This window comes from Mesorhizobium sp. LNJC405B00 (genome assembly GCF_000502615.1).
Taxonomy (GTDB): Bacteria; Pseudomonadota; Alphaproteobacteria; order Rhizobiales; family Rhizobiaceae; genus Mesorhizobium.
The window spans coordinates 172,532-197,714 of the sequence record NZ_AYWC01000009.1; the positions used below are offsets into that span (position 1 = coordinate 172,532).

Genomic DNA, 25,183 nt, shown 5'->3' on the forward strand with positions numbered 1-25,183 from the left:
AGGCAATCCGTCAGCCGGTCTTTCAACGATGCCCATCCAGCGACGCCAATTCGTCGAGCATGGCAAGGGCGGCACTTGGCTTGGCCGGCTTCAGCAAGCCCTGTTGGGCGGCGGCATTCTGGAAAGCGGCAAAGGCGATGTCCGGGCGGCAAATGCCGTTCAACGCGTCGTCCACCAGCCTGTCGGCCGCCTTGTAGGCCGCCGTCTGCTTGTTCTTCCATGTTCCGCCTAGCGCCCTCCTGGCGTCGGCGATCGACGACACCGTCATCGCGCTTCCGTCCACGAATCTGATCGTCAGGGGCAGAAAACGGCTCATGCGCTCACCATCCAAGCCATTCGCGTCTCGCCCGGATCGATCTCATCACTTGCCTCCTTGAAAACGGGATCGCCATAAACGAGGAAATCACAAACTGGTTGCAGGCCCGGCGAGCTACATGTTGCTTGCCGGCCAGATCGGCCGATGCGGACGATAAGGCGGCCGCGGCGCCGGCTTCAACGGGATGTCGGCGAGCGAGTTGCGGATCGGCCTGTACAGTATCGGCGAAGACGCGGCGCGGCGGTGCAGTACCGCGGCCGACAGTTTGGCAATCAGATTTCGAACGTCCATGGGCACCTCGAGCGCGTTGAGAGTCCCCCCATGGCGATCACCTACCACCTCACCCCCACCATCCGCATTTAACTTTGATATAGGCCGGACGAATACGCGCCGCGCGCAATGTCTGCCGCCACCTTTGCTGGTCACCCGTCCGACAACCAGGCGGCGATGTCTCGCAATTCGGCGCCAAGAACCCCGATGAAGCGCCCGGCCCAGCCGGAGGAGATCGCGCCCGCCTATGTGTTCCTGGCCGCAATGTTCAAGCTACATCACCGCCGAGATTCTGCCGATCCTCGGCGGCGGCTATTGAGGGCGGCGCCAGGCTGGCGGTCACGCATCCCAGCAGCGACGTCGCAGACGCTGCTGCAACCGGATGAATTTTCGTGCATTCTTGTGCATGGCCACAATGCTTCGAACCGACACGCCGGCAAAATGCTGCTCCTATTGCGGTTCGCGAGAGCATGACTACGAGGATTGTCCGAAGCGTAAAGCAGAGGCGGAGCGGCAGTGGGAAGGCCAGGCAAAGCCCGGCGCCGAATCCGAGGCGACGGCCGAAGTCTAGCTGGGCTCGAACAACTCGACCACGTTGCCGGACGGGTCTTCACAAAGAATCTGTGCCCGCCCGGACCTTCGACGATCTGGTTGCGGAACCGCACGCCGGCCTCGCCCATCTCAGTCACGATTGACGGCAATTGCTCGACTTCGAGCACAAAGCGGTTCCATCCGCCCGGCTCGGGTGTCCGGCCGTCCGGCATCGGCCTGGCTGCCGACGCCAGGGGGCCGGCGAGCCAGAGCGAAAGGTCGCCGCGCGTCAGGATGGCCATCGCCGGACCGAATTGCTGCTTCAGCGCGAAGCCCAGATGGCTCGTATAAAACGCGATGGACAGATCGACATCGCGGACCAGATATCGGACGGACGCCATTCGCAGGCTCCCTCACAAAGGCCCCTCCCGAGAGATAGCTGGCGGGACAAGTCGGGGCAAGCCCGCGCGCACGCTTCGGGCGCCTACGGTGCGATTGCGTGGTCGGCCTGTCTCTCTCTCACGAAGGCCGTCAGCAGCTCCATTCCCGCCGGCCAGTCGCCCAGCCCGCTATTGCTGTTGATGTGACCAAGCGGCCCGGCGATGTGCAGTTCGCTGCCCCATTGTGTGGCTTTCTCACGGGCATAGCCGTTCGGATCATAGGGATCGTCGGTGCTGGCCACGATCAGCGAGGGGAAGCGAAGCGGCCCGCGCGGCGTATCGGCGAAGGGAATTCCGTAAGCGGGATAGACCGGCGAGGCCGGGTCGGGAACCGCAACCAGAAACGCCCCGCCGATCCGACGGCTCGACACCGCCTGCCAATGCGCGACCAGCAGGCAGCTGAGACTGTGGGCGACGAGCACCGGCGGGGTCTTTGCCTGTGACACCGCGACGTCCAGCGCCGCCACCCAGTCGTCGAAATCCGGCAGCTCCCAGCTTGCCGGGCTGAAGCGGCGCATCGCCGGGTCGGCCTGTTGCCAGCGTGTCTGCCAGTGGGCCTCGCCCGATCCGCCGCTGCCCGGCAGAATGATGAAGTCGGTCATGGAAAATCCTGTTTCTTCGCCGCAGATGATGTCCCAATCCTAGGGCTTCTCCTTGTTCGCGGAATGAGAGATCATCGGAAAGCGACGAAGAATTCCGATGGATTGAAGGTGTTCATGGCAAACGGCGATTACCGGCCACGGCTCGACCCCACCGACATGGCAATCATCGAGATCATGCAGGAGGATGGCCGCATCGGCATTTCCGAACTCGGCCGCCGCGTCGGCCTGTCCCAGCCCGCGACGTCGGAGCGGGTGAAGCGGCTGGAGGAGCGCGGCATCATCGCCGGCTACCGGGCCGCGATCGATCCCACCGCCCTCGGTCTCGGCACCATGGCCATGATCCGCCTGCGCACCACGCATGAGCACATCCAGACCTGCCTGAAGAAATTCGCGGCCATGCCGGAAGTGGTTGAGGTGCTGCGGGTGACCGGCGAGGATTGTTTTCTGGTCAAGGTCGTCGTCCCGTCGCCGCCCGACCTCGAAAGCATCGTCGACGCCATCGGCCGCTACGGCGCGGTGACGACCAATGTGGTGCTGCGCGCCGAGCCGCCGAAGCGGCTGGGGCGGGAGCTGATGGCGAAGCTCTGAGCGGCCACGCGCGACAAGAGGATTGCAAGCGCCTCCTTTTGCGAGGTCCGGCTTTGCCGGGAAAGAATTTCGCGGGCTGGTGTAGGATCGGAGGCGTGGCGCCCGTCCTTGGGACGAACCCGTTGCAAACCTTTGGAGAACATCATGGAAGCCGTTCAATCGCCGTGGCAGACCGCGGCCATTCTCATCGCCCGCCTGACCCTGGCCGCCATGTTCGCGATGGGGGCAGCCTTCAAGTTCATGGATATGAACATGACCGCCGGCTACATCGCCGCCGCCGGCTTCCCGTTCCCGCTGTTTCTGGCCTGGTGCGCCGCGATCCTCGAAACGCTGCTGGTGATCGCCCTCCTGACCGGAGCATTCTTCACACCGGCCGCCCTGGTCGCCGCCGTCTACGTGGTCTTCCTCGGCTTTGCCTTCCACGGTCCGTCGCACTGGACCGGCAACCAGGCCGAGTTCGGCGCCTTCATGTCCCATTTCCCGTTCGCCGCCGGCCTGCTGTTCGCCGCCGTGCATGGACCGGGCAGCGTGCTGGCCTCGAAGCTCGGCCGAGGGTGAGGCCCCGCGTCGGCAGACCGCCTCACATCTGGTCGTTGTAGGGTTCCTTCATCTGGCCGACCATGCGGGCCAGTTTCGAGAAGGACGGCATGTCCGCCTCCGGCTGGCATTGATTGGCCAGTTCCAGCAGTCGGATCGGAAAGTTGACGGCGTCGCGGTTGGACTCCGACATGCCGTCGGACCGCTCCTCGCCGGTTTCGATGGCCTCGGCCTTGCGCAGCGCAATGTCGATATCCTCCACCGTGAGCAGGCCCTTGCGCACCAGTACCTGATTGATCGAGGCGACGGCCATCAGCAGGCCTTCGAGTTGCAGATTGGCGACGTTCATGGCTGTTGCTCCCATTTGGCTCACGCTCAACGCATGAGCCGCTGTTACGATCCGGACGGGGATGCAAGCGATAGGCGTCGGCCGATGGCCTGCGCTACTCTTCCATCCAGCGGCGGCCATATTCGGCCCACAGCGCCTTGACCTCCCGGCTGCCGAGGCGCGGGGCCGAGCCGTCGCCATAGGCGATCGAAACGCCGCTGATGTCGTAATGGGGATGGGCGTCGATGACGAAGCGGATCGCCTCGCCGAGCGGCCTTCTGCCGATGACCGGATCGGCCTGGCCTTGGCCGACGCTGCGAACGCCCGAAACAGTGGCTGGCGCTTGCCGCATCCTGAACACGGATGCCATGGCTGGTTTGTCCATCCCGCTCTCCCCCGAGTTGGAGTGGAATGATTCCATAAGAGCCAGCTAATGACCAGTCGCTAGACGGCCTGTCGAAGGCTGCGTCTTGTATCCTGCAGCCGGTTGAAGGACTGTTCAGGCCAGCGGATCCGCCGCCGGCGGCCTGGCGGGAAGGCCGAGCCTTGTCCGCTCGCCGTCGGCAAACTCCTCGGCCGCTTCCTGGGCCATGAACAGATGCTGGGTCACCGTGCCATTCTCGGCAACCAGCACCGCCCATTGGCGGCGGTCCACACGTTCCACGCGAACGTCATTGGGCTCTCCGGCCACCACGATCGTCCTCCAGATCGGAAGAGCACACGTCTNCTCCTTTGCCAGCTCCGAGCGCTTGGCGGCGTAGCTGGGCGCCGTCATCGGATAGTCACCGGGCAGGTCCCATTTGGCGCGATAGGCTTCCGGCGTCATGCCATGGGCGGAGCCGAGATGACGCCGCAGCGACCTGAACTTCTTGCCATCCTCGAGGCAGTAAATGAAATTCGGCGTTACCGAGCGCTTGCGGTTGACCGCGGGCTCAGGCGCAGGTTGCGGCGGAGCAACGGGATTGTCCACGGCCGCGAGCGCTGCATTGACGCTCTCGATCAACGCCGGCAGGCTATCCGGAGGCACTGAATTGTTGCGCACGAATGCCGCGACGATGTCGGCGGTCAGATTTATATTTCGGATTTTGTCCTCAGACATGGCTTCTTTTGCCCCCTTGATGCCAAAGGGCAAATTATCAGACAACATCCGCCGACGGCATGGCACTTTAGAACATATGCATATGACTTGACGCCGGATGTGGTAGCGCTAGCATCGCCGAGTCTCCGATCGATGTCGATGTAGGAATTATTTCCTGACATATCTTGACCGGTGAGGGCAGCTATGCTATGATTTTTTCATGGTGCTGATTTGCGCCAGCAACCCGCCGCGAGGCGGGTTTTTGTTTCATGCCGGCTTGGAAACAATAACGGCCAGTGAGGCGAGTTTTCCCTCGCTCAGGCTGCTTATGTAGTTTTTTCGCCGACGCACGAACTCGGCGCCGAGCACGATCTCATTGGCCTGCTGCTGGGCGGGCGAGGGCACGATGCCGGAATTTGCCCGTTTCAACGCCAGCTCGACATGATCGCCGGTTTCGTCGATGACATCGTCGACCCGGAATCCGGCTGAAGCAAACAGACCCTTCAGGGTCTCGCCGTCGACAAGATGGCTGGCCGCCGACGACACCGCCCAAGGCAAGGGATAGTAAGGCTCGCCGTCCGCCAGCACCGCCTCGGTCCAGACAAGCCTGGCTTTCGGCTTCAGCACGCGCCACGCTTGCCCGATGACCGCCGCCTTGTCAGCGATATTCATGCCGACATAGAAGCAGATTGCCGCGTCGAATGTGTCGTCTGCAAAAGGCAGCCTTGTCGCATCGGCCTCATGGAAACGCACTTTGTCACCGAGGCCGCAGAACTCGGTCAATCGGCGGGATGCCTCGACGAACGCCTGCGTCAGGTCGACGCCGTCGACGCTGCACCCATAGGTCTCGGCAAGGAACCGGGCCGGGCCGCCAATGCCGCTGCCGATGTCCAGAACCCGATCGCCGGCGGAGGGCGCAAGACGCAGCATGGTCCTGCGTGGCGATCAGCTCGCGGCCATGAAGCTGATCGAACGGATAGAGTTGTTTGGCTGCGAGGCTGCCGGCCTTTGCGTCCGGCACAGCCGACAGGATGCGCTCGACAATGCCGCCGCTGCCATAGTGACTGGTCACATCGCTCATTGCGCTCTCCGACGAGACCCAGCATCCCATCGATGCGGCCCTCGCGCAATGCGCGCCGCCGCCAAGGACGAGGCTTTGACCGGAGTAGGAATTATTTCTTATCTGCATTGACGGGTGAGGGCGGCTTTGCTATGATTTGTCCATGGTGCTGATTTGCGCCACCGACCCGCCCACGAGGCGGGTTTTGTTTTCCTGATGCCCACAACGTGCGGATATCGGATGTCGGCGGGACAGCACCCCCCTCTGGCCTTCCCCCTCAAGAGGGGAGATGGACTGCCGCCTTGCTTTCGCCAATCGTCAGCGCTGCAAATTGGTCGCGACCCTGGAGCTGCCAATCTCCCCCCTTGAGGGGGAGATGTCCGGCAGGACAGAGGGGGGCGTGAAGGAACGCTATCCTCGGTTCATTCTGCCTTATCCGCGAAGCCTCCCTTGTCCAACCGCTATGCCACCATCATCACCGACGATGACGGCCGCGAGGTCGTCAGCGCCATTGGCGTGTTCGAGGGCGCTGCCCCGCAGGCGCGCATCGGCCGTATCGAGCCGGTCGTGCCGGGCGTGCTGATCGGCATGGTTCGCGGTGGTCCCGTCGATGCCATCGGCGGCTTCGGCTTTCCGCGCGGCGCGCACGACGCAAGGGCGATCGCCAGGGCAAGCCTGAAAGCCGCGTCTGCCGGAAAGCGCCACGCGCCGGCCGCTGATGCAGCCCGCAAGGCCGCCCCAACACGGTCAGGGCCAAAATCGGCACGGCGCAAGTCCGGCAAGATCAAGTCCGGCAAGATCAAGCGGGCAAGGCCGGCAAAGCAGGCGAAGCAGGCAGCGACCGCCGAGCCCGCCGGGATCTCGGATCATGGCTGACCGGACGGCGCCGCGTGCGCGCCCTGGCCGCAAGGCGACTGCCGCCGCTGCCAAGCCGAAGCGGACGAAGAAGACGCTTGGCGATGATTTCCTCGACGCGGTTCGCGCCGATTTCCGCGCCCATGGCGCCGGCGTGATTGCCGCGGTCCGGGCCGACAAGCCCGACCAGTATCTGAAGATCGTGCAATCGGTGCTGCCCAAGGATCTGGCCAAGGATTTGCATGTTTCATCTGACAATCTGGAAGCTCTGAGCGATGACGAGATCCGCCGCCGCATCCGTGGCTTCGAAGCCGTCCTCGGGCCGTTTGGCGACCAGCCTGAAGACGCGCCGCCACTATCTGGCGCTGCTGCAGGAGCTGGACCGCAGGCGCAGGACTAACCAGCTTGCCGCCTACCGGCCTTATCCCAGGCAGGCGCAGTTTCACGCCGCCGGCGCGCAGAACCGGGAACGTCTGTTCATGGCCGGCAACCAGCTCGGCAAGACCAGGGCCGGCGGCGCCGAATGGGCCATGCATCTCACCGGCCGCTACCCCGCGTGGTGGCAGGGCAAGACCTTCGACACCCCCGTCAGGCTATGGGCTGCCGGCGTGACGGGCGAGGGCACGCGCGACAACCCGCAGCGCGTTCTGGTCGGCCCGCCTCAACAGCAGGCGGCCTGGGGCACCGGCATGATCCCGGCCGACGCCATTTTGCACACCACCATGGGCCGCGGCGCGCCGGGCGCGCTCGACAGCATCGTGGTGCGCTGGGGCGGCGGCGGCGATGTCCAGGCCGATGAATCGGTGCTGTCGTTCGAAGTCTTATGAGAAGGGCCGCGAAAAGTGGCAGGGCGAAACCCTCCACGGCGTCTGGTTCGACGAGGAGCCGCCGCTGGATATCTATTCCGAAGGATTGACGCGCACCAACGCGACGGGCGGCATCACCATGGTGACGTTCACGCCGCTGCTCGGCATGAGCGATGTGGTGCTGCGGTTTTTGACGGCGGGTGACGTGAGCGCTCTTCCTTCTCCCCTTGTGGGAGAAGGTGGATCGGCGTTTTAGCGCCGAGACGGTTGAGGGGTGTTCCAGCGGAGTGAGACGTTGGCGTTCCCTGGACCACCCCTCATCCGACCTCGCTTCGCGAGGCCACCTTCTCCCACAGGGGGAGAAGGAAGAGCCGTCGCGCTTGGCCCGAAACATAGTGTGCGCACAAGATCATACGACCATATCCTGAATCGATTCCGGAGGTGAGCCATTTGTCCCGTCACGTCACCTTCATGACCATCGACGATGCCGAACACTATTCACTGGCCGAGCGTGCCGCGATCATCGCCGCCTATCCCGAACATGAGCGCGAAGCGAGGGCCAAGGGCATTCCGGTGCTGGGCTCCGGCCGCATCTTTCCGATTGCCGAGGAGCTGATTGCCTGCGTGCCGTTCCGGCTGCCGCGCTACTGGCCGCGGATCGGCGCCCTCGATTTCGGCTGGGACCATCCGTCGGCCGCGGTCGAGCTGGCCTGGGATACGGAGGCCGATGTCGTCTATATCTCCAAGGCGGCGCGGGCCTCGCAGCAGACGCCGGCCATGCAGGTACTGGCCCTGAAGCCGTGGGGCGAGTGGCTGCCCTGGGCCTGGCCGCGCGACGGCCGCCGCGAGACGCTGGAAGGGGCGGGCACCGCACTTGCCAGACAATATTCCGCGCATGGGCTGAACATGCTGTCGGGCCACGCCCGCTTCGCCGACGGCTCGGTCTCGGTCGAGGCCGGGCTGATGGAGATGCTCGACCGCATGCAGTCCGGCCGCTTCAAGGTGTTCTCGTCGCTGCTGCCCTGGTTCGAGGAATTTCGGCTTTACCATCGCAAGGACGGCAAGGTGGTGAAACGGCGCGACGATTTGATGGCCGCGACGCGCTACCGCAAACTGACGCTCGCCTATGTCAGCGGCGCCGGCACTTTGCCGACGGTGGCCAACGGCATCTGGCTGATGTTCGACCGTGCCGGCGACAGAGGCGCCGACGGGACGGGAGTAGGAGATTTTTTGGGGCCTGCGTCTTCGGCAACCGACAATATTGTCACTTTCGCGGGCACCACGGGCAAGGTGGGGAAGGATAGTGGGATCGCGGTGTCCAGCCTGGCGCCGAAGGCCAGCCCGACATTTACCGGGACGCCAACGGGGCCGACCGCAGCGCCTGGAACGAATACCACGCAATTGGCTACAACGGGGTTCGTCAAGGCTGGGTTTGATCTGAAACTTGATAGCCGACCCAACCTTGGTGTCGTCGCACAGACGATCACCGATTGGAACAACGCCCTGGACAACGGCTGGTATATGGCCTCGGCGGCGGCTAATGCGCCAGACGGCGTAAATTGGTTCCTGGGGTTTGTGGAAGCGCACGGAAGCACTGGCTACCGGACGCAGACGGTGCATGATTTCGTCAACGACACTACGGCGGCAGACCAAAAGCTATGGCGGCGCAGGCAGGCTGGCGGTGCCTGGGGAGGATGGATCAAGCTGCAATGGTCGCAGGCCGAACAGGATGCACGCTATGTCCAGTCGTCCACGGCGTTGCTTCAGAAGTTTTATGAAAGCCCGCAACAGACGATCACATCCGGCGGGTCGCTGACGTTGGCTCATGGGCTGGGGGTGAAGCCGAAAAATTACCTTGCATTCTTACAGTGCACCACTGCTGAGGGTGGCTATTCTATTGGAGACGAAGAACCTGTCTCGATTGGATCGCACGAAGCAAGCACCAATCGAGGCCTAAGTGTCGTTCCCGATGCTACAAATATGGTCGTTAGATTTGGGTCGCAGGCTTCTAGTGCCGTTCAGATTACACGCAAAGACACTGGTGGATTTCTAAATATTACCAATGCAAGCTGGCGGCTTGTCATTAGGGCATGGGCCTAGCATAAATTCGAGTGAATTCTTCAAAAGAAAGATCAAAAGGCCGCTCTCTCTTTCCGAGATATGGCGTCTGCCCAATCCACCACCGAATCTCAATAAGCCTCGGCTATTTTCGTCGTCGAAGCGCTTCTTGATCACCTTTGCCGGAATTCTTCCTAACACTGCATACGGAGGTGCATCTTCGATCACCATCGCAGCGGCGACGACGGCAATGGTGCCGTCGCTCGATTCGCCGTTCCGATCTCCTTTCCGGCCGACGCCACCAAATACCGCCCCGCCAAGGTCTCCAGCGACGTTGTCTCGATGATCGACGCCTAACCGCAAGCAGCTTCGCAAATCGACAACCTGCCTTTCGCGGGCAGAAAGGAAAACCCCAATGGACCGCAACTTCGCGCGGGCGCTTGCGCTCGTCCTCAAATCGGAAGGCGGCTGGTCCGACAATCCGGCCGATCCCGGCGGCGCAACCATGAAGGGCGTGACGCTGGCCAATTTCCGCCGCTACGTGAAGGCGGATGCGACGAAGGTCGACCTTCGCCATATCACGGATGCTCAGGTGGCGACGGTCTATCGCCGCTTCTATTGGAATGCCGCTGCGGGCGCCGAGCTTCCCGGCGGTGTCGACTATGCCGTCTTCGACTTCGCCGTGAACAGTGGGCCGGGCAGGGCGGCTAAATATCTGCAGGCGGCAGTTGGCACCGCACAGGACGGCAGGATCGGCCCGGCCACGCTCAAAGCTGTCGGCGCCAGGCCACCGGGCGCAGTCATCGACGATCTTTGCGATGCCCGCCTGGCATTCCTGCGGCGGCTGCCGACCTGGCCGGTTTTCGGCAAGGGTTGGAGCGATCGCATCCGGTCGGTCCGTTCCCAGGCGCTGTTGATGTCGGCACTACAGCCCGCTCCGGCACCTTTGCCGGGCACCCCGCCCCAGCCATCAGCGCTCTCGCCGAAGCCCGGCAGTGCGATGCCGCCGGTGTCTACCGGCGGGCCCGTCAGCCCCGTCGAACGCCTGCCGTTCTGGCGTGCGCTGCTTCAAATCCTGAAATCGATTTTCGCAAGGAGTTCGACATGATCGCCGTCTTCATCCGCATCGGCTTGCGTTACGGCGCCGGTGTTCTGGTCGCGCGTGGCCTGCTCGGCGCCGACGACGCGGCGGCATTTTCTTCCGACCCCGACATTCAAGCTGGTCTGGAGATCGCCGCCGGTCTCGCCATCGCCTCGGTCACCGAGACCTGGCACTGGCTGGCCCGCAAATCCGGCTGGGAGCACTGACATGGAAGGGTTTCAACAACTGCTCATCGCCTATCTCGAAGCCGCGAAACCCTATGCTATCGGCTTTGCCGCCGGGCTTGTCGCCGGGTGGCTGCTGTGAGCGCGCTCCTCGCCGTCCTGCTTGGCAACAAAGCGCTGCTGGGCTTCCTGGCATCGGTCATCGCCGCCCTTTGCTGGGGCGCTCACCAGCGGCTGGCCGGCGCCAGGGCCGAGCGCGGCAAACTGGCGGCCGCTGAGGCCGCGGCGCGCGCGGTCGCTGAGCAGGTGCAGAACGACGTCGGCGCATTGCCGGCGGACGCTGTTCGAAAGGAGCTGAAATCATGGGCAAGGGACTGATGCTTGCGCTGCTTGTGGCGCTTGCCGGGTGCACGACTGCTTCGGGCGGCTTCTGCGCGATTTCGAGCCCGCTGCGCCTGTCGGCCGAAGCCGTCGACGTCCTGTCGGACGCCGAGGCGAGAGCGCTCCTGGCGCACAACCGCAAGGGACAAAAGCTCTGCGGATGGAGGCCTTAGCCGATGCACGACCTCTTCGACATGCTCGGCATCAAGGGGCCGGTCGTCGCCGCCGGGCTAGCCGGCGGCGTGCTGCGAGCACTGTCGCGCCATCGCTACAAGCTGCGCGAGATGATTGCCTCGCCGATCTGCGGGGCGCTGGCGGCTGCGTATCTGACGCTGCCTGCCGTCGCCTGGTTCAGGGCAACCGGCATGCCTATCCCCGATCCGGCCGACGACACCACGACGCTCGCCGCCGCCTTTTTGATCGGCGTCTCGGCCATGTGGATTTCCGACATCGTCTTCGAGGTCATCGTGCGGCGGTTCGGCTCGGCCGGCAACGAGTGATGCACTTGAGATGCTGGAAGAAGCCAGCGACAATGCCTACCTAAGGAGCAATCCAATGGAGGTATGATATGGCGACGTCCACCGAACGTGCAGTCCTTGCCGGCGGCTGTTTCTGGGGCATGCAGGATTTGATCCGGCGCTATCCCGGCGTGATCTCTACCCGCGTCGGCTATAGCGGTGGCGATGTGCCCAACGCCACGTATCGCAACCACGGCAGCCATGCCGAAGCCATCGAGATCGTTTTCGATCCGGCCAGGATCAGCTTTCGCACATTGCTCGAATCCTTTTTCCAGATCCACGATCCGACCACCAGGAACCGCCAGGGCAACGATGTCGGAATGAGCTATCGCTCGGCGATCTTCTACACCAGCGACGAGCAGAAGCGCGTCGCCGAAGACACCATCGCCGATGTCGATGCCTCTGGACTGTGGCCGGGCAAGGTCGTCACCGAGCTTGCGCCGGTGGGCGATTTCTGGGAGGCGGAGCCAGAGCATCAGGACTATCTCGAGAAATACCCCAACGGCTATACCTGCCACTTTGTCAGGCCGGGCTGGAAGCTTCCGGTCCGCGAAAAGGCTGTTTCGTAACGCAGCCGCTATCGTCTGCTTATCTGGCGGTCGAACTATTCTTCCGCGCGATCGGTATGCCGGCCGCCTTGTTGAGGTGGCCGTGCTCGGGCTGCCCATAGATGAACGCGCCGTGGACGGGTTTGCCGTCGACCTCAGAGCCTGAGAACGCGACGGCCTCGATCTTCTTTGTTCCGGTCAGGCTCTGGTTTCGAAGATAGGCGAAGGTTCGCACCGCTTCTCCGACAATTCGATCGAGAAACGGTTTTGGCCGCCTCCCGGGCCGTCGCACGAGGCTTGGAAAGCGCTCTCGTCCCGAAACAAAATGGTGCTGTGCGCAAAGCGCCGGCATGACTTCCTTGCGTCCGACCCTCACTTTGGCAAAATGCGTTTCCAGCTTGATCACATCGGCATCGCGCGGCACCCATCGATCGGAAGCAAGCAGCGAGCCGGCGCCCGCGCCGAAAACGACGTCGTCCTCGAAAACCGCGCCATATTGATCCGCGCCGTTCGCAACGATCTCCCAACACGAGCGGTGGCTCAGGAAACAGCAAACCTCAGCAGCGCTTAGCGGGCTTTTGGCGACAGAGCAGCAATCGGGGCAATCAATGGCGGAGACACGCTCAAATGGTACTCCGATCCGGCCGAACTCGGACGCGACATGCGCCAGCCGATCGCGAGAACGATCAAGATTGATCACCAGACACCTCATCAGCGCCCCCTTTGTCCGGTGATCAGTGAATATCACGTTCCCGTGATTGCACAAAATTTGCTTACGTGCGGGGCAGTGGGTAGCGGCGTACGGTGCCGCCGGTTGATTTTGGAGGTTGGGTGGACATTGACGGCGTCCCCCGCGTGGCGCGAGCCTTTACCGTGCGCGCCTAGACGAGTCGCCCTAGAAGCCGAAGAATTGCCGACCGATCATGTATCCGAGCGCGACGACCACAAGGGGAAACAGGGCGGGCGTCAGCCCACCAAGAGCGGAGGTCTTTGGCTGTTGCCTGGAGATGGTCCTGGGTGCATTGCCGAGATTCTTGGTCATCCGGTATAGTAGCAAGCGCTGATTAACGATTCCGTAACCCGATCGAGGCCGCCGCGGCTTTTTGCGTTTCTGGCGCGACCTTGACAATGCCCAGCCCGTGACGCAACTGGGCCGTCTTTGAGAGCATTGTGAGGCAAGGTCAATGCGGGTGACGCTCGTTTTGAAGGGCGTAATACCCTGCCGAGGTTACGGTGGGATTCAGCGTCAGGTCGAATGGCTGGCCACGGAGATGGTTCGTCTCGGACACGAAGTCGTGGTGATCGCTGGCCCTGGCTCCAGCCACCCGCTCTTCGAAGTCCGGCACGCTTCGACCGATGCCGAATGCCGGGCAGCCATTCCGCGCGACACGCAAATCGTCCACACCCATAGTTGGCCCGTCGAGGTGCCATTTCCAACGCTGAATACGCAGCGCGGCTTTATGCCGGACCAGCCCATGCCAGTTGCGAACTGGAGCTTTATCAGCGCCAATCATGCCCGCCAGCATGGGCGCGAGACATTCGTCTACAATGGCTTTCCGGTGGACGCCTATCGTTTGTCGGCTGCAAAGGGCGACCGCCTGCTATTTCTCGCCGGCATTGCACGATCAAGCAAAGGCCTCAACCGCGCCGTCGATCTCGCCAAAAAATTCGATTTCGGTCTCGATATCGCCGGTGGCTCGCGTTGGAAACTGCTGGGCCGAAGTCAGACCCGCCGCGAAGGGTTGTTTTTCAAGAGCCTTGGCAGGCGATACCGTTTCCACGGAATCGTTGACGGCGAGCCGAAGCTTCGCCTTCTCGGCGAAGCGCGAGCCTTCCTCAACCCCATCGCCTGGGAGGAGCCGTTCGGCAACGCACCGGTCGAAGCCATGTTGTGCGGCACTCCGGTGCTGACGACGACGCGAGGCGCATTGCCCGAGACGGTCGATGCCGACAGCGGGCGCTTCTTTGAGACCGATGAAGAATTTGCGGCCGCTTTCGAGGCCGTCGCCGACCTTACGCCTCAGCAATGCCGCGAATCGGCCGCGACGAGATTTCCCATCCAAAAAGCGGCGCGCGGCTATCTGGATCTCTATGCCCGCATCCTTGACGGCGAAGCGCTTCCTTGACGACCGGCGATCCAATCCTCTTCGTCGGCTTCCCCGCGGTCGGCGACTTCGTCCGTTGCCATTCCGCCATCCAGATCATTGCCGCGCGATTTCCTGATCGCCCCATAGATGTCGTCACCTCGCCCGTTGCAGCGCCGCTGGCGCGCCTGATGCCGCATGTCAGGAAGGGCTGGGCGCTTGCCAAGCGTCATCAGCGCCCCGGTTTTGGCGAGCGCAGCCGCCTGGTTGGCGAGTTGCGCAAGGAAAATTACCGTACGGCCTATCTGATGACCAGCAGCACCAAGGCGGCGCTGATGGCGTTCATGGCCGGAATAGAGGAGCGCATCGGCTATCCGCAGGAGTTGCAATTCGGCCTCCTCAATCGCTTCCCCGCCGGCTGGTTGGCCCATCTATGGGCCTTCGGACCCCGCAAGACGCGGCTGTTCGAGGAGGTCTGCTCGATTGCCTCGCTTGGCGAAAAGCCGGCTGCGGGCGCAGAGTGGCCGGCGCCCCGGCTTGTGGTCGATCCGGCCGAACTGGACGAATGGCGCCAGCACAAGAAGATCGATGCCGACCGACCGGCACTGGCGCTCTATACTGCCGACATTGAGAATTTCCGCTCATGGCCCGTCGAGCGCTTCATTTCGATCGCCAGAGACCATCATGATCGCGGCTGGGCAATCTGGATTGTGGGCGGACCGCGCGAGCACGCCGGTGCCGCAAAAATCCGCGCCGCCATTCCTGAGGCAATCGACTTCACCTCGACCCCGTCGATTGCTGACGCGATGTGCCAGATCGCTGCGTCAACCATGTTCCTCGGGGTTGATGGCGGGATTTCCCACGCCGCCGCTGCCCTGAACGTCCCATGCGCGCTCATCTACGGGCTGAATCGCCCCTATGTGCATGGGCCCGTAAACAACCATGTTCGCTTTATCGAACCGCCGCTTTCGACGCCCAGCTGGGTCAAGGACACGCGCGGCGTCAGCGAAACTCGGGTGAGGGAGGCTCTGGCTGACATCTCAGCCGGTATCGCCAACTGACCAATGGTCTCGCCGGCCCCAGGCGTCTGGTTAAAAACGCCCCGTGGGGGCAACCATAGCCCCGTTTCGGGTTTACCCCTTGACACTACCCCTTGGCCCTGCGGTTTTCGGGCTCGTGATTGCCGACCCAATGTGCACGGATGCGGTCGCTGGCTTCAAGGTAGGCCATGTCGATGAGGTAGGTCAGAAGCTTCTGGCCGTCGGCTTCGGCTTTCTGCCGAAGCTCCCGCAGCATCCCTTGCGCGAACTGCAGGTTCTCCATTTTGCTCGGCTGGTCCATTGGTGCCCCCCCAATGTCTGCGCATGAACTTTGCGCTGACTATGCTTGCATGAAGATTGCCGTGAAGTGGATATTGCACGTGCGGACCGCGATCCTGCGAAGGCGCTGGCTGCATGAAAGCCGCCCCATCCGGCTTCAAGATTCGCTACAATATGTGACGGAAAGAAAATAAACAAAGCTTCTTTTTGTACAAGAAAGGGAGATTCCTTCAGTTCACACCACGAGATGCTTGGGCAGCATAGTTGACGTAACGATATTGCGTGGTCTTAAGCTCTCGTTTCCAAACAAACGTAGCATCGTTGCAACCACAAGACGAATTCCAGCTGACCGGGGACGCTCCGTTCGGCATCGGGCGGTTTCGAGAACGATTTCCTGCCTGCCGGCTGTCTGCGCCGCTCGCGCTAGGCCGACTTGCGTTGCGGCAAGCTAGACGGCGTCTCGACACCGTCAGAAATTGGTTCGGCTGTCCGGTTTGTCGGCTCGTCATCGACCCGGTCGTGCTCGAATTGCCGGGCGGCAGGCAAGCGTTGCAACCAGTGCTCACGGCGATTGACCCAGAGTTCATAGCTGGGCTCCAGCCCTTCGGTGGGCACCTCATCGAGGCTGCCAATCGTCACTTCCACCTCATTCTCACGAACCAAAGGGACCCGGCCGCCGCAGGTGGGACAAAAACTTCTGTCGCCGTAGCTGCTGACGATACCCGTCGTTTCGAACGCCTCGAGCGGCCACACTGCAAACGCCGAAAAAGCCGACCCGCTAGCCTTGCGGCAGTCCTTGCAATGGCAAAGGCCAATCCGAAAGGGATCTCCCGTCACCGAAAACTGGATGCCGCCGCACAGGCAGCTGCCGCTCCGCCTTGTATCATTGGGCATGACCGCTCCTCCATCTGGTTGGGCATCACACCACTACATCTTGCAGCGCCATGCGCACAATCAATTCACCCGCAGCGCAAGGGTTCCATGTCGCCTCGCGCAAAGCATCGTCTGAACCCGGGAGCGCCATGGCAACGACCGCCGCAAGGCTGCTGGATGTGTCAGTTCGGGAAATCGAACACCGGTTCCCGGCACCAATAGACACGGCACTGGCGATCACGTGTCGGAACGGAGGCAGCGACCGGCACCTCCGGCCAGTCGCACTCGTTGCCGTATTGGCGGACATAGCGATCGTAAGTATTCTGGCCGGTCGTCAACACCGCCGAGTGATGGCTCTGGATCAGGCGCTGCGTCTCCTCGCAGCTCATCGAACGCGTGTCGGGTCGGGCGTGGGCCGTGCTTGTTGCTGCAAACAACGCCGTTCCAATGATCCATGCGATTGTTTGGGATGTCATGGCGATCCTTATCCTAAAATACGGCCAGGTATTTCAACAGCGAAATGATGCCGATAATGAGGACAACGATCTGCGCGATCTGCCTCGTGCGGCCATCGAGCGGCAGACGCTGGACGAGATAGAGCACCAGCACGATCACCAGGAAGGTGATCAGAATGCCGATAAGTGCCGATGAAGCCATGCCCCTCACTCCGATTGGCTATGTCTGAAAAGAGTACGCAGCGGCAAACGCTCTGACCGTTGATTGGTTCCTGTCGATGCGAAGCCGCCGGCGCAACGTAAAGGCTGCGAAACAGCGTTCCGCGGCCTTTGAAGCTGAACGCCGATCAGGGCCTGTTTGCCGCACGGTTGTCGTTTGCCGTCGGCGACACGGTTTCCAGGCGACTTGTTGCTGGCGTCAGGCTGGGCTAACGGGAGAACCGCCTCGGGTTGACGGGGTTCCGACAAAAACGGCCTGAGTTGCGCTTCGTTGTCGACATTTGCGCAAGCCCTGAGATCCGCCGCCGCCCGGCGGGTGATCGCCTTTCGCAGGAGAACAATTGCCGTCCCAAGGGGACGACGGGAACCGAAACCTCGCACGTGCATTTCAGCTACCGCGGAACGGGCAAATCGAGCAGGTGGGGAATTTGGGGTAGGGGAATACGTCATCCAACATGCGGGGATTGGAATCCCAGGTGTCGGGCCCGCCAGTTTGTTGGAAGCGTTGCCCGTTGCAGCCTACACCATCGACACACAGGGCCGCATCACCTTCTACAACGAGGCCGCCGAACCTGAGTGGGACGACGCGCCGCGGTTTTGGCTCCGTCGTGCTCAAGCGGGTTGCACCACAAGCGCTTAGCGGCACCGGACAACTGGAATTTGGGGAACAAGGCGTTGTCTGGACGCTCAAGGCGCCGCTGCGCTCGGTCCAAATCTCTCTCGCGGATTTTTGTCGATTGAAAGAGCGGGTCGCGCCTTAGGACAATCCCAGCAGGGGAGCGGTTTGGCCGCCTGTGGTGTCGGAATTGCCGATGCCAGGCAGTTCGTGCTTATCGTCGGCAACCGAAGTCAATCTCCCCGCCTCGACGGAGGTCAGTCCGTCCAACTCCATCACCGCGCCGTAGAGTTGGGCCGTCTGCATCACAAGCCGCTCGACATCTTCAAGGGCGACGTTCTCGTCCAGGTTACGCAATCGTATGTCCTCGGCAACCACCGCAATATTGACCATTCCGCGCGAGCGCAGCGCGCCCAGGACCCGTGAATTGAGATCCTCCCGTAGCCGAGCCGAATATCCGTAGCGCATGGAAACCTTCCTTTCAGGAGCCGGTTGTCCCGTCGTGGTCAAGATGCGCCAACGACCTTCAGATGGCAAGAAGAATATAAAATATTCCTAAGTAAATCAAGTAGTTAGCAGACTGCGCGGGTTGTGCTATCGGCGTGTCTTCCTCATCGTTGGTCTTCTATGTGAGTCACCCATCAGCCTCTCTTGACGCGCTGCACGGGGACCCCTAGCTATACTGCAATTGAGACACATACTAACTCACCATATTTTTTGGTCTTGACGGTTGGAGGCGCGAATGGCCGAGCTGGAACGACCCGAGCGACTGCAGATCATGCTGACAGCCGAGGAATTGGCTGCCTTGGAAAACTGGCGCTTCGAAAAGCGCATGCCAAGCCGGTCCGCGGCGGTGCGGGAACTGCTGCGGCGCGGCCTGGATGCGGATGGATTCCTGACTGCGGGCCAAGGAACTAAGTCTCAGGACTTTGGAATTCTGGGCAGCAGTGTGACTGGCGACGGCCAGTCGGGCGAGTAATCCGACGGCGGTTAGCCAACAATCGCTTTTTCTGGAAGTGCCGCTACCAATTTATTGCAGTGGCGGAAACGCAAAGCGGGTCGGCTCTCGGCAGGGTACTGGTCTCGGCAGGGTACTCTTGGCGTATGGTTGCAAAGCCCGCTCCGGTTCGCCGGAGCGGGCTTTTCGCGTTTTCCCGACAGGAAATAGTCGCGCTCGCTTTCAGATAGGCTCAAGGTTCTCTTCGCACTCCATGCACGCGACGCTGTGACCGGGGCAACTGAGCCGGTGTGTTCCTCCAGGGCAGCAATGGCCGGTCGAGCTCGCCCACCGGGCACAGACAAACACCTTGCGGGTTCCGTGGCATTGTGGACATTCCATCGGACGCGCCAGCAGAGCCTCGTTCTCAGAGACACGGCATCCCCTCTCAAGAACCTGGACCATCTGAAACCCCAAGGCCGAAATACGGCTAAGCTATCCATACCCGGAAAGCCTAAATTAGAATTTAATCACATAGATCACGAGCCTTCCGAGGGGGAAGTTTCGCGGATGGCGATCTCAGGCCACCGGCAGTCCGCCGCGCGTGTCTCGTTCCCAATTTCGGCCGTCTCAAAGTCAAGCTCCGGTTGCTCCCGGCATCGGTCGACCCGCGATTTTGCCCACCGATTTTCGCATTCGGATCGTTATAGGCTTTCGCTTTGCTGGAGCGGCGTTAAAGCTGCCCGGCAAATGCCTGAGCGGGAACAGTCCGTTTCTGCGTCGGTTCGTTTGGACAAGGATGTCTGCCAATGACATTGATGGGCGCAGCGGCACTTTTGATCCTTGTCCTGACTTATGCCGGCGTCGCAATCGGGCGTATTCCAGGCCTCCGTCTCGACCGGGCAGGGATCGCCTTGCTGGGGGGTGCGGCGATGATCGCCATCGGCGCACTCAGTATGGAAAATGCCTATCGCGCCATCAATTTCGACACCATTACGCTGCTGCTCGGGATGATGATCGTGGTGGCGCATCTGAAGGTGTCCGGCGCCTTCCGGGCGCTTGGCGCCTACGCTATCGAGCATGCGCACGCGCCTTTCGTGCTGCTGGTGATGGTGACGCTTTTGACCGGCGTGCTGTCGGCGTTCCTGGTCAACGACGCCATCTGCCTGGTCATGGCGCCGATCGTCGTCCACGTCACCCGTGTCATCAATCGCAATCCCATTCCCTATCTGATCGCCACCGCCACCGCGTCCAACTGCGGCAGCGTCGCCACCATCACCGGCAACCCGCAGAACATGGTCATCGGCGCGCTGTCGGGAATTTCCTACCCGGCCTTTTCGGCCGCCCTGGCGCCGGTTGCCCTCTTCGGCCTCGTCGCGGTCATCGTCATCGTGCGCATCGTCTACCGCGCCGAATTCGCCCGCACCGCCGATCTCAACCCGGAAGTCTATCGCGGCCGCATGCTGCCGGGACAGGTGCTGAAGGCGGTGGTTGTCTGCATCGGCCTGGCCATCGCCTTCTTCGCCGGCGTTCCGGTTGCCAAGGCAGCGCTCATCGGCGGCGCCATCCTGTTGCTCACCCGCGCCATCAAGCCGGCCCGCATCTACCGCGAGATCGACGGTCCGCTGCTGTTCATGTTCGCCGGCCTGTTCATCGTTGTCGCCGGCGCCGAAAAGACGCTGCTGACGCCCGACATCATCGCCTCGGCCAAGAACCTCGGGCTGGACGACGTCTGGCGTCTATCGGGCTTCACCGCGGTGCTCTCCAACATCATGAGCAATGTTCCGGCCGTGCTGGCGCTGCGGCCATTCATACCCGGCCTTGAGAACCCCGGGCGTGCCTGGCTGGTGGTGGCGATGAGCTCGACGCTGGCCGGCAACTTCACCTTGCTTGGCTCGGTCGCCAACCTGATCGTCGCCGAACAGGCGCGGGCGGCCGGCACGCAGCTGTCCTTCTCAGCCTTCTTCAAGGTCAGCCTGCCACTGACGCTGCTCACCCTTGCCGTCGGCACGGCATGGCTGGCGGCTGGATTCTAGAGCAACTCCACGAAAAGTGTGAAGTGGTTCTCCGTCCGGAATTGCGTCAAAGAAATAGCGTGTTTCGCCGTCTCCATTAAACGGTGAACGCTCTAGCGGATAGTCGCCGATCCTGACCTTGCTCGAACCAGCGTTGCAGCGGCATGTCCGGCGGCCTCGACATAGTCGGGGTTGCGGTGGATCAGCATGATCGAGAACGCGCCGTCCATCAAAAGCACGATTTCGCGCGCCAGGGTCTGCGGCTCGTCGACGCCGTGGCCTGTGAGTTCGCCGGCCAGCCAGGTCTCGAAATTCTGCTTATGCCGCGCCCCCGCTTTAACGGCCGGGTGTCCGGGCATGGAAGCGAGTTCGGCTGCCGTGCGCAGAAAGCCGCAGCCTCTCCATTTCGGGTGCTTCGCCACGCGCGCCAGATTGGTGAAAATCGCCTCGACCTTGCGCTCGACATCGCCTTCGGCCATCTCGAACCAGCCGGCTATCTGCTTGAGGTTCGGCTGGTCGCGACCGTCGAGATAGGCCGCGATCAAATCGTCCTTGCTCTTGAAATGATAGTAGAGCGTGCGCTTGGTCAGCCCGGCTTTTTCCGCCACTGCATCGACGCTGACGCGGCCGATCCCCTCGGCATAGAACAGCTTCGTTGCGGCATCGACAATGCGTTTGCGGGTAGGGCTTGGTGCTTCGCTCATACGCAAGTATACCGACTAGTGAATATACATACAACCGAAAGCCTGATCCTCTCCGTCGACAAACACAGGGAAGGAAAAGACATGACCGAGCTTGTGCTCACCGGGGCCCGCAACGGGATCGCCATCCTCACACTTAATCGGCCGGAGAAGCTCAACGCCTTGAACTATGCGCTGATTGATCGCCTGCTTGCGCTCCTCGATGCCGCCGAGACCGACGATGCCATCCGCGCCGTCATCCTCACTGGAGCAGGAGAGCGCGCCTTCTCCGCCGGCGGCGACATCCATGAATTCTCAGGCAGCGTGGCCATCGGCGTCGACGTTGCCCTGCGCGACTTCGTCATGCGCGGACAGCGGCTGACGGCAAGGCTGGAGGCGTTCCGCAAGCCCGTCATCGCCGCCGTCAACGGCATCGCCTTCGGCGGCGGCTGCGAGATCACCGAAGCCGTGCCGCTCGCTATCGCCAGCGACCGCGCCTTGTTCGCCAAGCCTGAGATCAACCTTGCAATGCCGCCTGCTTTCGGCGGCACGCAGCGGCTTCCGAGGCTGGCAGGGCGCAAGAGGGCGCTCGAGCTGCTGTTGACCGGCGATTGGTTCCCGCCGCCGCGCGCCCTCGAACTCGGCCTCGTCAATCAGGTGGTGCCGCATGAGGAGCTGATGCCCGCCGCAATTGATCTCGCCCGGCGCATGACCAGGCATTCTCCTGCAGCAATTGCCTCGATCCTCACAGCAGTGGCGCGCGGCCTGAACCAGAGCATCGCGGATGGCTTGGCTGTCGAGGCCGAGCAGTTCGCCCGCATGGCTCCGACCGCTGATCTGCGCGAAGGGCTGGATGCCTGGATCGCACGCCGCCAGCCGGGCTGTCACGGCTCGTGGACGCACATCACCCGGCCGGATGAAGCCAAGCGAGCCTCAACGCAGCAGGACGGGCTTGCGGACCGCGATCAAGGCGCCGTCACGGCCACATGACCTTTCATGTTGGGGTGGAAGCGGCAGAAATAGTCGACCGCTTCCGCCTTCTGCAGGGTCAGGCTCGCTGTTGACTTCGGCGGGATCATCACTTCCCAGCCGCCCTTGACGGTAGCCGTGTGGGCGAACACGTCATTGTTCACCCACTTGATCGTGTCGCCGACCTTCGCCTCGACGGTGGCCGGCGAAAAGACAAGCTTGTCGATGGTGACCTGGATGGTTTCGGCCTGCACGGGTGAGGTCCCGAAGACCAGCGCCAGTGCAATCCATAGCAGCCGTTTCGACATGGCCTGGTCCTTACTTCAGCATACCTGCAACATGCTCGGCGTGCTGTTCATGGCCCTGAAAAATCTTCAGGCCGGTCTGCAGCAGGCTCTTCAACTCGGCATTGCTGGCCGATGGGATCAAAAGGGTTTCAAGCGCGCCGTCGACCTGTTTGTGGTAGGCGATCTCGTTGTCGACATAGGCTTTGTCAAAGGCTGCGCCGTCGAGTTTGGCGAGCTTCGCCCGCTCCTCGGCCGCAGCCTTGGTCAGCGCCTGGCTGGTTGCGTTGTCTTCCGGCGTCACCTTCAGCTTCTTTACCAGTTCCAGTGCCTGCGCGTTGACCGCTTCGTGGTCGCGCACCATGTCGTTGGCGAAATCCACGACCTCCTTGGTCTTCGATTTCTTGATCGCCTGCTTGGCGGCTTCCACATCGATGACGCCTGCGGTGTAGGCGATGTGGGCGATCTGCGGGTCCGTCGGCTTGTCGGCGGCTTGCGCGAGCGGGGCAGCGCCAAGCAGCAGCAAGGCAGCGAGGGCGGCGGTGTGTCGGGTAAGCATGGCATCTCCTTCGCCCGGACGCGGGATCGCGCCGGGCCGTGTTTTTCAGTTGACGGTCATTGGATGCGCAGCGGCGGCAAACGTTCCCGGGGAAATCGGCCAAATCAGCCGATGATCAGCTCTCCAGGCCGAGCCGCTGCATGACGGCGCTGGTCAGCCTGTCGCAGCGCCGGCCGGCAAACGGGAAGGCGTCGAGCAGCACCGGCCCGATCTGGTCGTCGAGTGCCTTGCGTACCAGGGCGCGGGCTCGGTGTAGCCTTGTCTTGACGGTTTCCGGCCGCACGCCAAGCAGCTCGGCGGTCTCCTCGATACTGAGCCCCTCGATAACCCGCGCCACGAACACCGTCCGATAAACATCGGGTAGGCTGTCGGTCGCCCGTTCCACCAACTCGAGGATCTGCCGCTGCGCCATCGTCCGCTCCGGATCGTCGCTGGGATTGAGGGGGAACTGGATGATTTCGGCTTGCGGGTTTTTCGCCACCGTCCGCCGCCTTTTGCGCAGACGACCGAGCGCCTCGTTGATGACGATGCGCGACAGCCAGGTGGCCAATGAGGACTCCCCGCGAAAGGCATCGAGATGGGCAAAGGCTCTGACATAGGCCTCCTGGACGATGTCCTCGGCTTCGGCATCGTTGCGCACCACCCCGCGAGCGATGCGATAGAGCCGCTGATTATGGGTCTTCATGATGATGCAGAAGGCGTTGCCTTCGCGTGCCAGCGCGCGGCGCACGAGAAGCATCTCGCTTGAAGCAGCCGTGGGCATTGGTACAGACATAGCAGGCATGGCCAGTTCCTCGATCCAATCCCCGTCCGAAACCTCGATCAAGACATTGGATGACATCGCCGGCAAAAGGTTCCCGGCCATTTTCGCCCGGCTCCGACGGCGCCTAGAATACTGCTTCCGCCAGCGGCTTGTCAGCAGCCTGCACTCGCGCCGTGGCCGCAAGCAGGTCGGTCTGCGTGATCAGGCCAAGGATGCGGCTGTCCCCGTCCAAGATGATGACTGCATGGGTGCGGCCGTCGGTGAGCACCGGTAGCAGGGCCATGGCGGGCGTACCGGCGGCGGCGGTCGACGCTGTCGAGGTAACGCTTCCGACGGCTTCGTCGGCTCGCGCCAATTCCCTTAATCCAACGGTGCCGACCAGCCTGGCGTCCTTGTCGACAACCGGCAGCGTGCGGATATTTTGGTCGAGCAGCAGATGACGCGCCCGATCGGCGGACGCGTGTTCATCGACCGAAATCACGTCGCGGGACATGATGTCCTCGCACAACATGGTTCGGTGTGCGCGCATCGTCGCTTGCAGTTCGACCTGTCGCAGCAACTGTTCGAGATCGTTGCGGTCGATGTCGAAGGTCTCGTCGAGCGCAGCCAGCGCGGCATCGATGTCCTCGGCCCGGAAGCCGATGCGCTCCTGAGCCGGCTGATCGATGGTTCCGTGCGTGCTTTTCGGGGCAGGGGCCGGCACATGCGGGTAGCTGCGTCGCGACAGCCTGTGGAAAGCATAGCCGAGCGCGACCAGCATCATGGAGTTCAGCGCCACCGGCACGAACGGAAACAGGAAGCCCGCACCGATCACGGCCGGCCCGCCGAGCACGGCGGTCAGTGCGGCGGCTCCGCCCGGCGGATGCAGGCAGCGCGAGAACGACATGGCGGCGATCGCCATCGCCACGGCAATGCCCGTGGCGAGAACGGGCTGATGGACGAAATGGGCCACGATCACGCCGACCAGCGCCGATATTGTATTGCCGCCGATGATCGACCATGGCTGCGCCAGCGGGCTTGCAGGCACCGCAAACAGCAGCACCGCCGACGCCCCCATCGGCGCCACCAGCAGCGGCACATGCGGGCCATTGCCAAGCACCAGCGCGCCGATCGCGCCGGTCAGCGCAATGCCGATCATCGCCCCGATGCAGGCGATGAGGCGCTCGCGCAGCGTCGCGCCGGCGAGAATGGGGACAAAGAGACGAAAGGCCATGGCAAGCTCAGTCCG

Annotated in this window: 34 protein-coding genes and 3 pseudogenes; 18 read left to right on the forward strand and 19 right to left on the reverse strand. The window is 62.5% G+C overall.

Annotated elements, in window-relative coordinates; genetic code table 11:
* Window positions 1–22: 22 nt before the first annotated feature.
* Both X756_RS147895 and X756_RS1000000168855 read right to left on the reverse strand, forming a co-directional pair.
* Window positions 23–316, reverse strand: a complete 294-nt coding sequence (locus X756_RS147895) for a DUF982 domain-containing protein (RefSeq protein WP_023685943.1) — start codon at window positions 314–316, stop codon at window positions 23–25.
* Between the two features lie 114 nt (window positions 317–430).
* Window positions 431–607 carry a hypothetical protein gene (locus X756_RS1000000168855; protein WP_023693747.1) on the reverse strand — a complete coding sequence of 59 codons (177 nt, stop codon included), beginning with the start codon at window positions 605–607 and terminating at the stop codon, window positions 431–433.
* Window positions 608–787: 180 nt separating this feature from the next.
* Here X756_RS1000000168855 and X756_RS1000000169940 point away from each other — a divergent pair.
* A pseudogene (locus X756_RS1000000169940) lies at window positions 788–905 on the forward strand (short-chain dehydrogenase); the annotation flags it as partial.
* Between the two features lie 248 nt (window positions 906–1,153).
* On the opposite strand, the pseudogene X756_RS1000000167690 reads toward X756_RS1000000169940, so the two are convergent.
* Together X756_RS1000000167690 and X756_RS147890 are read right to left on the reverse strand one after the other, a co-directional pair.
* Window positions 1,154–1,518 (reverse strand): annotated as a pseudogene (locus X756_RS1000000167690) (VOC family protein).
* Between the two features lie 83 nt (window positions 1,519–1,601).
* Window positions 1,602–2,159 (reverse strand): alpha/beta hydrolase, encoded by a 558-nt coding sequence (locus X756_RS147890; RefSeq protein WP_023730423.1) that lies wholly within the window; start codon window positions 2,157–2,159, stop codon window positions 1,602–1,604.
* Window positions 2,160–2,273: 114 nt separating this feature from the next.
* Here X756_RS147890 and X756_RS147885 point away from each other — a divergent pair, with 114 nt between their 5' ends.
* Both X756_RS147885 and X756_RS147880 read left to right on the forward strand, forming a co-directional pair.
* Window positions 2,274–2,747, forward strand: coding sequence for an Lrp/AsnC family transcriptional regulator (locus X756_RS147885; RefSeq protein WP_023693744.1), 474 nt, complete (start codon window positions 2,274–2,276; stop codon window positions 2,745–2,747).
* A 144-nt stretch (window positions 2,748–2,891) separates the two neighbouring features.
* Window positions 2,892–3,305: a DoxX family protein gene (locus X756_RS147880; RefSeq protein ID WP_023685949.1), complete on the forward strand. Its 414-nt coding sequence runs from the start codon at window positions 2,892–2,894 to the stop codon at window positions 3,303–3,305.
* A 22-nt stretch (window positions 3,306–3,327) separates the two neighbouring features.
* Here X756_RS147880 and X756_RS147875 read toward each other — a convergent pair whose 3' ends face one another.
* From X756_RS147875 to X756_RS01000000165690, 4 genes are all read right to left on the reverse strand, one after another.
* Window positions 3,328–3,633, reverse strand: a complete 306-nt coding sequence (locus X756_RS147875; protein WP_023671444.1) for a hypothetical protein — start codon at window positions 3,631–3,633, stop codon at window positions 3,328–3,330.
* Between the two features lie 94 nt (window positions 3,634–3,727).
* The gene (locus X756_RS147870) at window positions 3,728–3,997 is read right to left on the reverse strand and encodes a hypothetical protein (protein ID WP_023697755.1); all 270 of its coding nucleotides are present in this window, start codon (window positions 3,995–3,997) and stop codon (window positions 3,728–3,730) included.
* A gap of 114 nt (window positions 3,998–4,111) precedes the next feature.
* Window positions 4,112–4,711: a MucR family transcriptional regulator gene (locus X756_RS1000000170575; protein WP_023730424.1), complete on the reverse strand. Its 600-nt coding sequence runs from the start codon at window positions 4,709–4,711 to the stop codon at window positions 4,112–4,114.
* Window positions 4,712–4,957: 246 nt separating this feature from the next.
* On the reverse strand, window positions 4,958–5,620 hold the full coding sequence (locus tag X756_RS01000000165690) for a class I SAM-dependent methyltransferase (protein WP_245264529.1): 663 nt from the start codon (window positions 5,618–5,620) through the stop codon (window positions 4,958–4,960).
* Between the two features lie 580 nt (window positions 5,621–6,200).
* On the opposite strand from X756_RS01000000165690, the gene X756_RS147865 reads away from it, so the two are divergent.
* The 10 genes and pseudogenes from X756_RS147865 to msrA all read left to right on the forward strand — a co-directional run bounded on the left by X756_RS147865 (window position 6,201) and on the right by msrA (window position 12,203).
* Window positions 6,201–6,626 carry a hypothetical protein gene (locus X756_RS147865; RefSeq protein WP_023730425.1) on the forward strand — a complete coding sequence of 142 codons (426 nt, stop codon included), beginning with the start codon at window positions 6,201–6,203 and terminating at the stop codon, window positions 6,624–6,626.
* Complete coding sequence (locus X756_RS1000000167700; protein WP_023730426.1) at window positions 6,619–7,005, forward strand: hypothetical protein; 387 nt, start codon at window positions 6,619–6,621, stop codon at window positions 7,003–7,005. The genes X756_RS147865 and X756_RS1000000167700 overlap by 8 nt, the downstream gene beginning before the upstream one ends.
* A pseudogene (locus X756_RS01000000165695) lies at window positions 6,932–7,604 on the forward strand (terminase family protein); the annotation flags it as partial. The gene X756_RS1000000167700 and the pseudogene X756_RS01000000165695, both read left to right, overlap by 74 nt.
* 278 nt (window positions 7,605–7,882) lie before the next feature.
* Window positions 7,883–9,511 (forward strand): terminase family protein, encoded by a 1,629-nt coding sequence (locus X756_RS1000000170580; protein WP_050589280.1) that lies wholly within the window; start codon window positions 7,883–7,885, stop codon window positions 9,509–9,511.
* A gap of 373 nt (window positions 9,512–9,884) precedes the next feature.
* Window positions 9,885–10,577, forward strand: a complete 693-nt coding sequence (locus tag X756_RS147860; RefSeq protein WP_023727868.1) for a glycosyl hydrolase 108 family protein — start codon at window positions 9,885–9,887, stop codon at window positions 10,575–10,577.
* Complete coding sequence (locus X756_RS147855) at window positions 10,574–10,777, forward strand: hypothetical protein (protein ID WP_023689878.1); 204 nt, start codon at window positions 10,574–10,576, stop codon at window positions 10,775–10,777. The genes X756_RS147860 and X756_RS147855 overlap by 4 nt, the downstream gene beginning before the upstream one ends.
* A 96-nt stretch (window positions 10,778–10,873) precedes the next feature.
* A complete protein-coding gene (locus X756_RS147850; protein ID WP_023684348.1) occupies window positions 10,874–11,113 on the forward strand; it encodes a hypothetical protein in 240 nt (79 codons plus the stop codon).
* The gene (locus X756_RS147845) at window positions 11,098–11,289 is read left to right on the forward strand and encodes a hypothetical protein (protein WP_023671459.1); all 192 of its coding nucleotides are present in this window, start codon (window positions 11,098–11,100) and stop codon (window positions 11,287–11,289) included. The genes X756_RS147850 and X756_RS147845 overlap by 16 nt, the downstream gene beginning before the upstream one ends.
* A 3-nt stretch (window positions 11,290–11,292) precedes the next feature.
* Window positions 11,293–11,616: a hypothetical protein gene (locus tag X756_RS147840; RefSeq protein ID WP_023689880.1), complete on the forward strand. Its 324-nt coding sequence runs from the start codon at window positions 11,293–11,295 to the stop codon at window positions 11,614–11,616.
* Window positions 11,617–11,684: 68 nt separating this feature from the next.
* The gene (msrA, locus tag X756_RS147835; protein ID WP_023671461.1) at window positions 11,685–12,203 is read left to right on the forward strand and encodes a peptide-methionine (S)-S-oxide reductase MsrA; all 519 of its coding nucleotides are present in this window, start codon (window positions 11,685–11,687) and stop codon (window positions 12,201–12,203) included.
* A gap of 19 nt (window positions 12,204–12,222) precedes the next feature.
* Here msrA and X756_RS1000000166750 read toward each other — a convergent pair whose 3' ends face one another.
* Window positions 12,223–12,882 carry a glycosyltransferase family 25 protein gene (locus X756_RS1000000166750; RefSeq protein ID WP_023827220.1) on the reverse strand — a complete coding sequence of 220 codons (660 nt, stop codon included), beginning with the start codon at window positions 12,880–12,882 and terminating at the stop codon, window positions 12,223–12,225.
* A gap of 484 nt (window positions 12,883–13,366) precedes the next feature.
* Here X756_RS1000000166750 and X756_RS147830 point away from each other — a divergent pair, with 484 nt between their 5' ends.
* Window positions 13,367–14,308 (forward strand): glycosyltransferase, encoded by a 942-nt coding sequence (locus tag X756_RS147830; RefSeq protein WP_023808296.1) that lies wholly within the window; start codon window positions 13,367–13,369, stop codon window positions 14,306–14,308.
* Entirely contained in the window at window positions 14,305–15,327 is a 1,023-nt protein-coding gene (gene waaF / locus X756_RS147825) for a lipopolysaccharide heptosyltransferase II (protein WP_023727870.1), read from the forward strand. The genes X756_RS147830 and waaF overlap by 4 nt, the downstream gene beginning before the upstream one ends.
* Window positions 15,328–15,412: 85 nt before the next feature.
* On the opposite strand, the gene X756_RS147820 is transcribed toward waaF, so the two are convergent.
* The 5 genes from X756_RS147820 to X756_RS01000000165700 form a co-directional block, all read right to left on the reverse strand.
* Window positions 15,413–15,607, reverse strand: a complete 195-nt coding sequence (locus X756_RS147820) for a hypothetical protein (RefSeq protein WP_023689885.1) — start codon at window positions 15,605–15,607, stop codon at window positions 15,413–15,415.
* 401 nt (window positions 15,608–16,008) lie between these two features.
* A complete protein-coding gene (locus tag X756_RS147815) occupies window positions 16,009–16,479 on the reverse strand; it encodes a GFA family protein (protein WP_023705683.1) in 471 nt (156 codons plus the stop codon).
* A 161-nt stretch (window positions 16,480–16,640) separates the two neighbouring features.
* The gene (locus X756_RS147810; protein ID WP_023730429.1) at window positions 16,641–16,934 is read right to left on the reverse strand and encodes a hypothetical protein; all 294 of its coding nucleotides are present in this window, start codon (window positions 16,932–16,934) and stop codon (window positions 16,641–16,643) included.
* Between the two features lie 13 nt (window positions 16,935–16,947).
* Window positions 16,948–17,115 (reverse strand): Thivi_2564 family membrane protein, encoded by a 168-nt coding sequence (locus tag X756_RS1000000167715; protein WP_023730430.1) that lies wholly within the window; start codon window positions 17,113–17,115, stop codon window positions 16,948–16,950.
* A 774-nt stretch (window positions 17,116–17,889) separates the two neighbouring features.
* Window positions 17,890–18,216 carry a hypothetical protein gene (locus tag X756_RS01000000165700; protein WP_023730432.1) on the reverse strand — a complete coding sequence of 109 codons (327 nt, stop codon included), beginning with the start codon at window positions 18,214–18,216 and terminating at the stop codon, window positions 17,890–17,892.
* A gap of 274 nt (window positions 18,217–18,490) precedes the next feature.
* On the opposite strand from X756_RS01000000165700, the gene X756_RS147805 reads away from it, so the two are divergent.
* Entirely contained in the window at window positions 18,491–18,727 is a 237-nt protein-coding gene (locus X756_RS147805) for a hypothetical protein (RefSeq protein WP_023671471.1), read from the forward strand.
* Between the two features lie 767 nt (window positions 18,728–19,494).
* On the forward strand, window positions 19,495–20,721 hold the full coding sequence (locus X756_RS147800) for an anion transporter (RefSeq protein WP_023730433.1): 1,227 nt from the start codon (window positions 19,495–19,497) through the stop codon (window positions 20,719–20,721).
* A gap of 92 nt (window positions 20,722–20,813) precedes the next feature.
* On the opposite strand, the gene X756_RS147795 is transcribed toward X756_RS147800, so the two are convergent.
* Window positions 20,814–21,404 carry a TetR/AcrR family transcriptional regulator gene (locus X756_RS147795; protein ID WP_023730434.1) on the reverse strand — a complete coding sequence of 197 codons (591 nt, stop codon included), beginning with the start codon at window positions 21,402–21,404 and terminating at the stop codon, window positions 20,814–20,816.
* A gap of 81 nt (window positions 21,405–21,485) precedes the next feature.
* Between X756_RS147795 and X756_RS147790 the strand changes: the two genes are divergently transcribed.
* Complete coding sequence (locus tag X756_RS147790; protein WP_023730435.1) at window positions 21,486–22,370, forward strand: crotonase/enoyl-CoA hydratase family protein; 885 nt, start codon at window positions 21,486–21,488, stop codon at window positions 22,368–22,370.
* On the opposite strand, the gene X756_RS147785 is transcribed toward X756_RS147790, so the two are convergent.
* From X756_RS147785 to X756_RS147770, 4 genes are all read right to left on the reverse strand, one after another.
* Complete coding sequence (locus X756_RS147785) at window positions 22,346–22,657, reverse strand: cupredoxin family copper-binding protein (protein WP_023730436.1); 312 nt, start codon at window positions 22,655–22,657, stop codon at window positions 22,346–22,348. The two genes, X756_RS147790 and X756_RS147785, sit on opposite strands and share 25 nt — an antisense overlap.
* Window positions 22,658–22,667: 10 nt before the next feature.
* Window positions 22,668–23,192 (reverse strand): DUF4142 domain-containing protein, encoded by a 525-nt coding sequence (locus X756_RS147780; RefSeq protein WP_023697729.1) that lies wholly within the window; start codon window positions 23,190–23,192, stop codon window positions 22,668–22,670.
* Window positions 23,193–23,307: 115 nt separating this feature from the next.
* Window positions 23,308–23,976, reverse strand: a complete 669-nt coding sequence (locus X756_RS147775; protein WP_023730437.1) for an RNA polymerase sigma factor — start codon at window positions 23,974–23,976, stop codon at window positions 23,308–23,310.
* Window positions 23,977–24,079: 103 nt separating this feature from the next.
* Complete coding sequence (locus tag X756_RS147770; RefSeq protein ID WP_023730438.1) at window positions 24,080–25,168, reverse strand: HPP family protein; 1,089 nt, start codon at window positions 25,166–25,168, stop codon at window positions 24,080–24,082.
* Window positions 25,169–25,183: the final 15 nt, after the last annotated feature.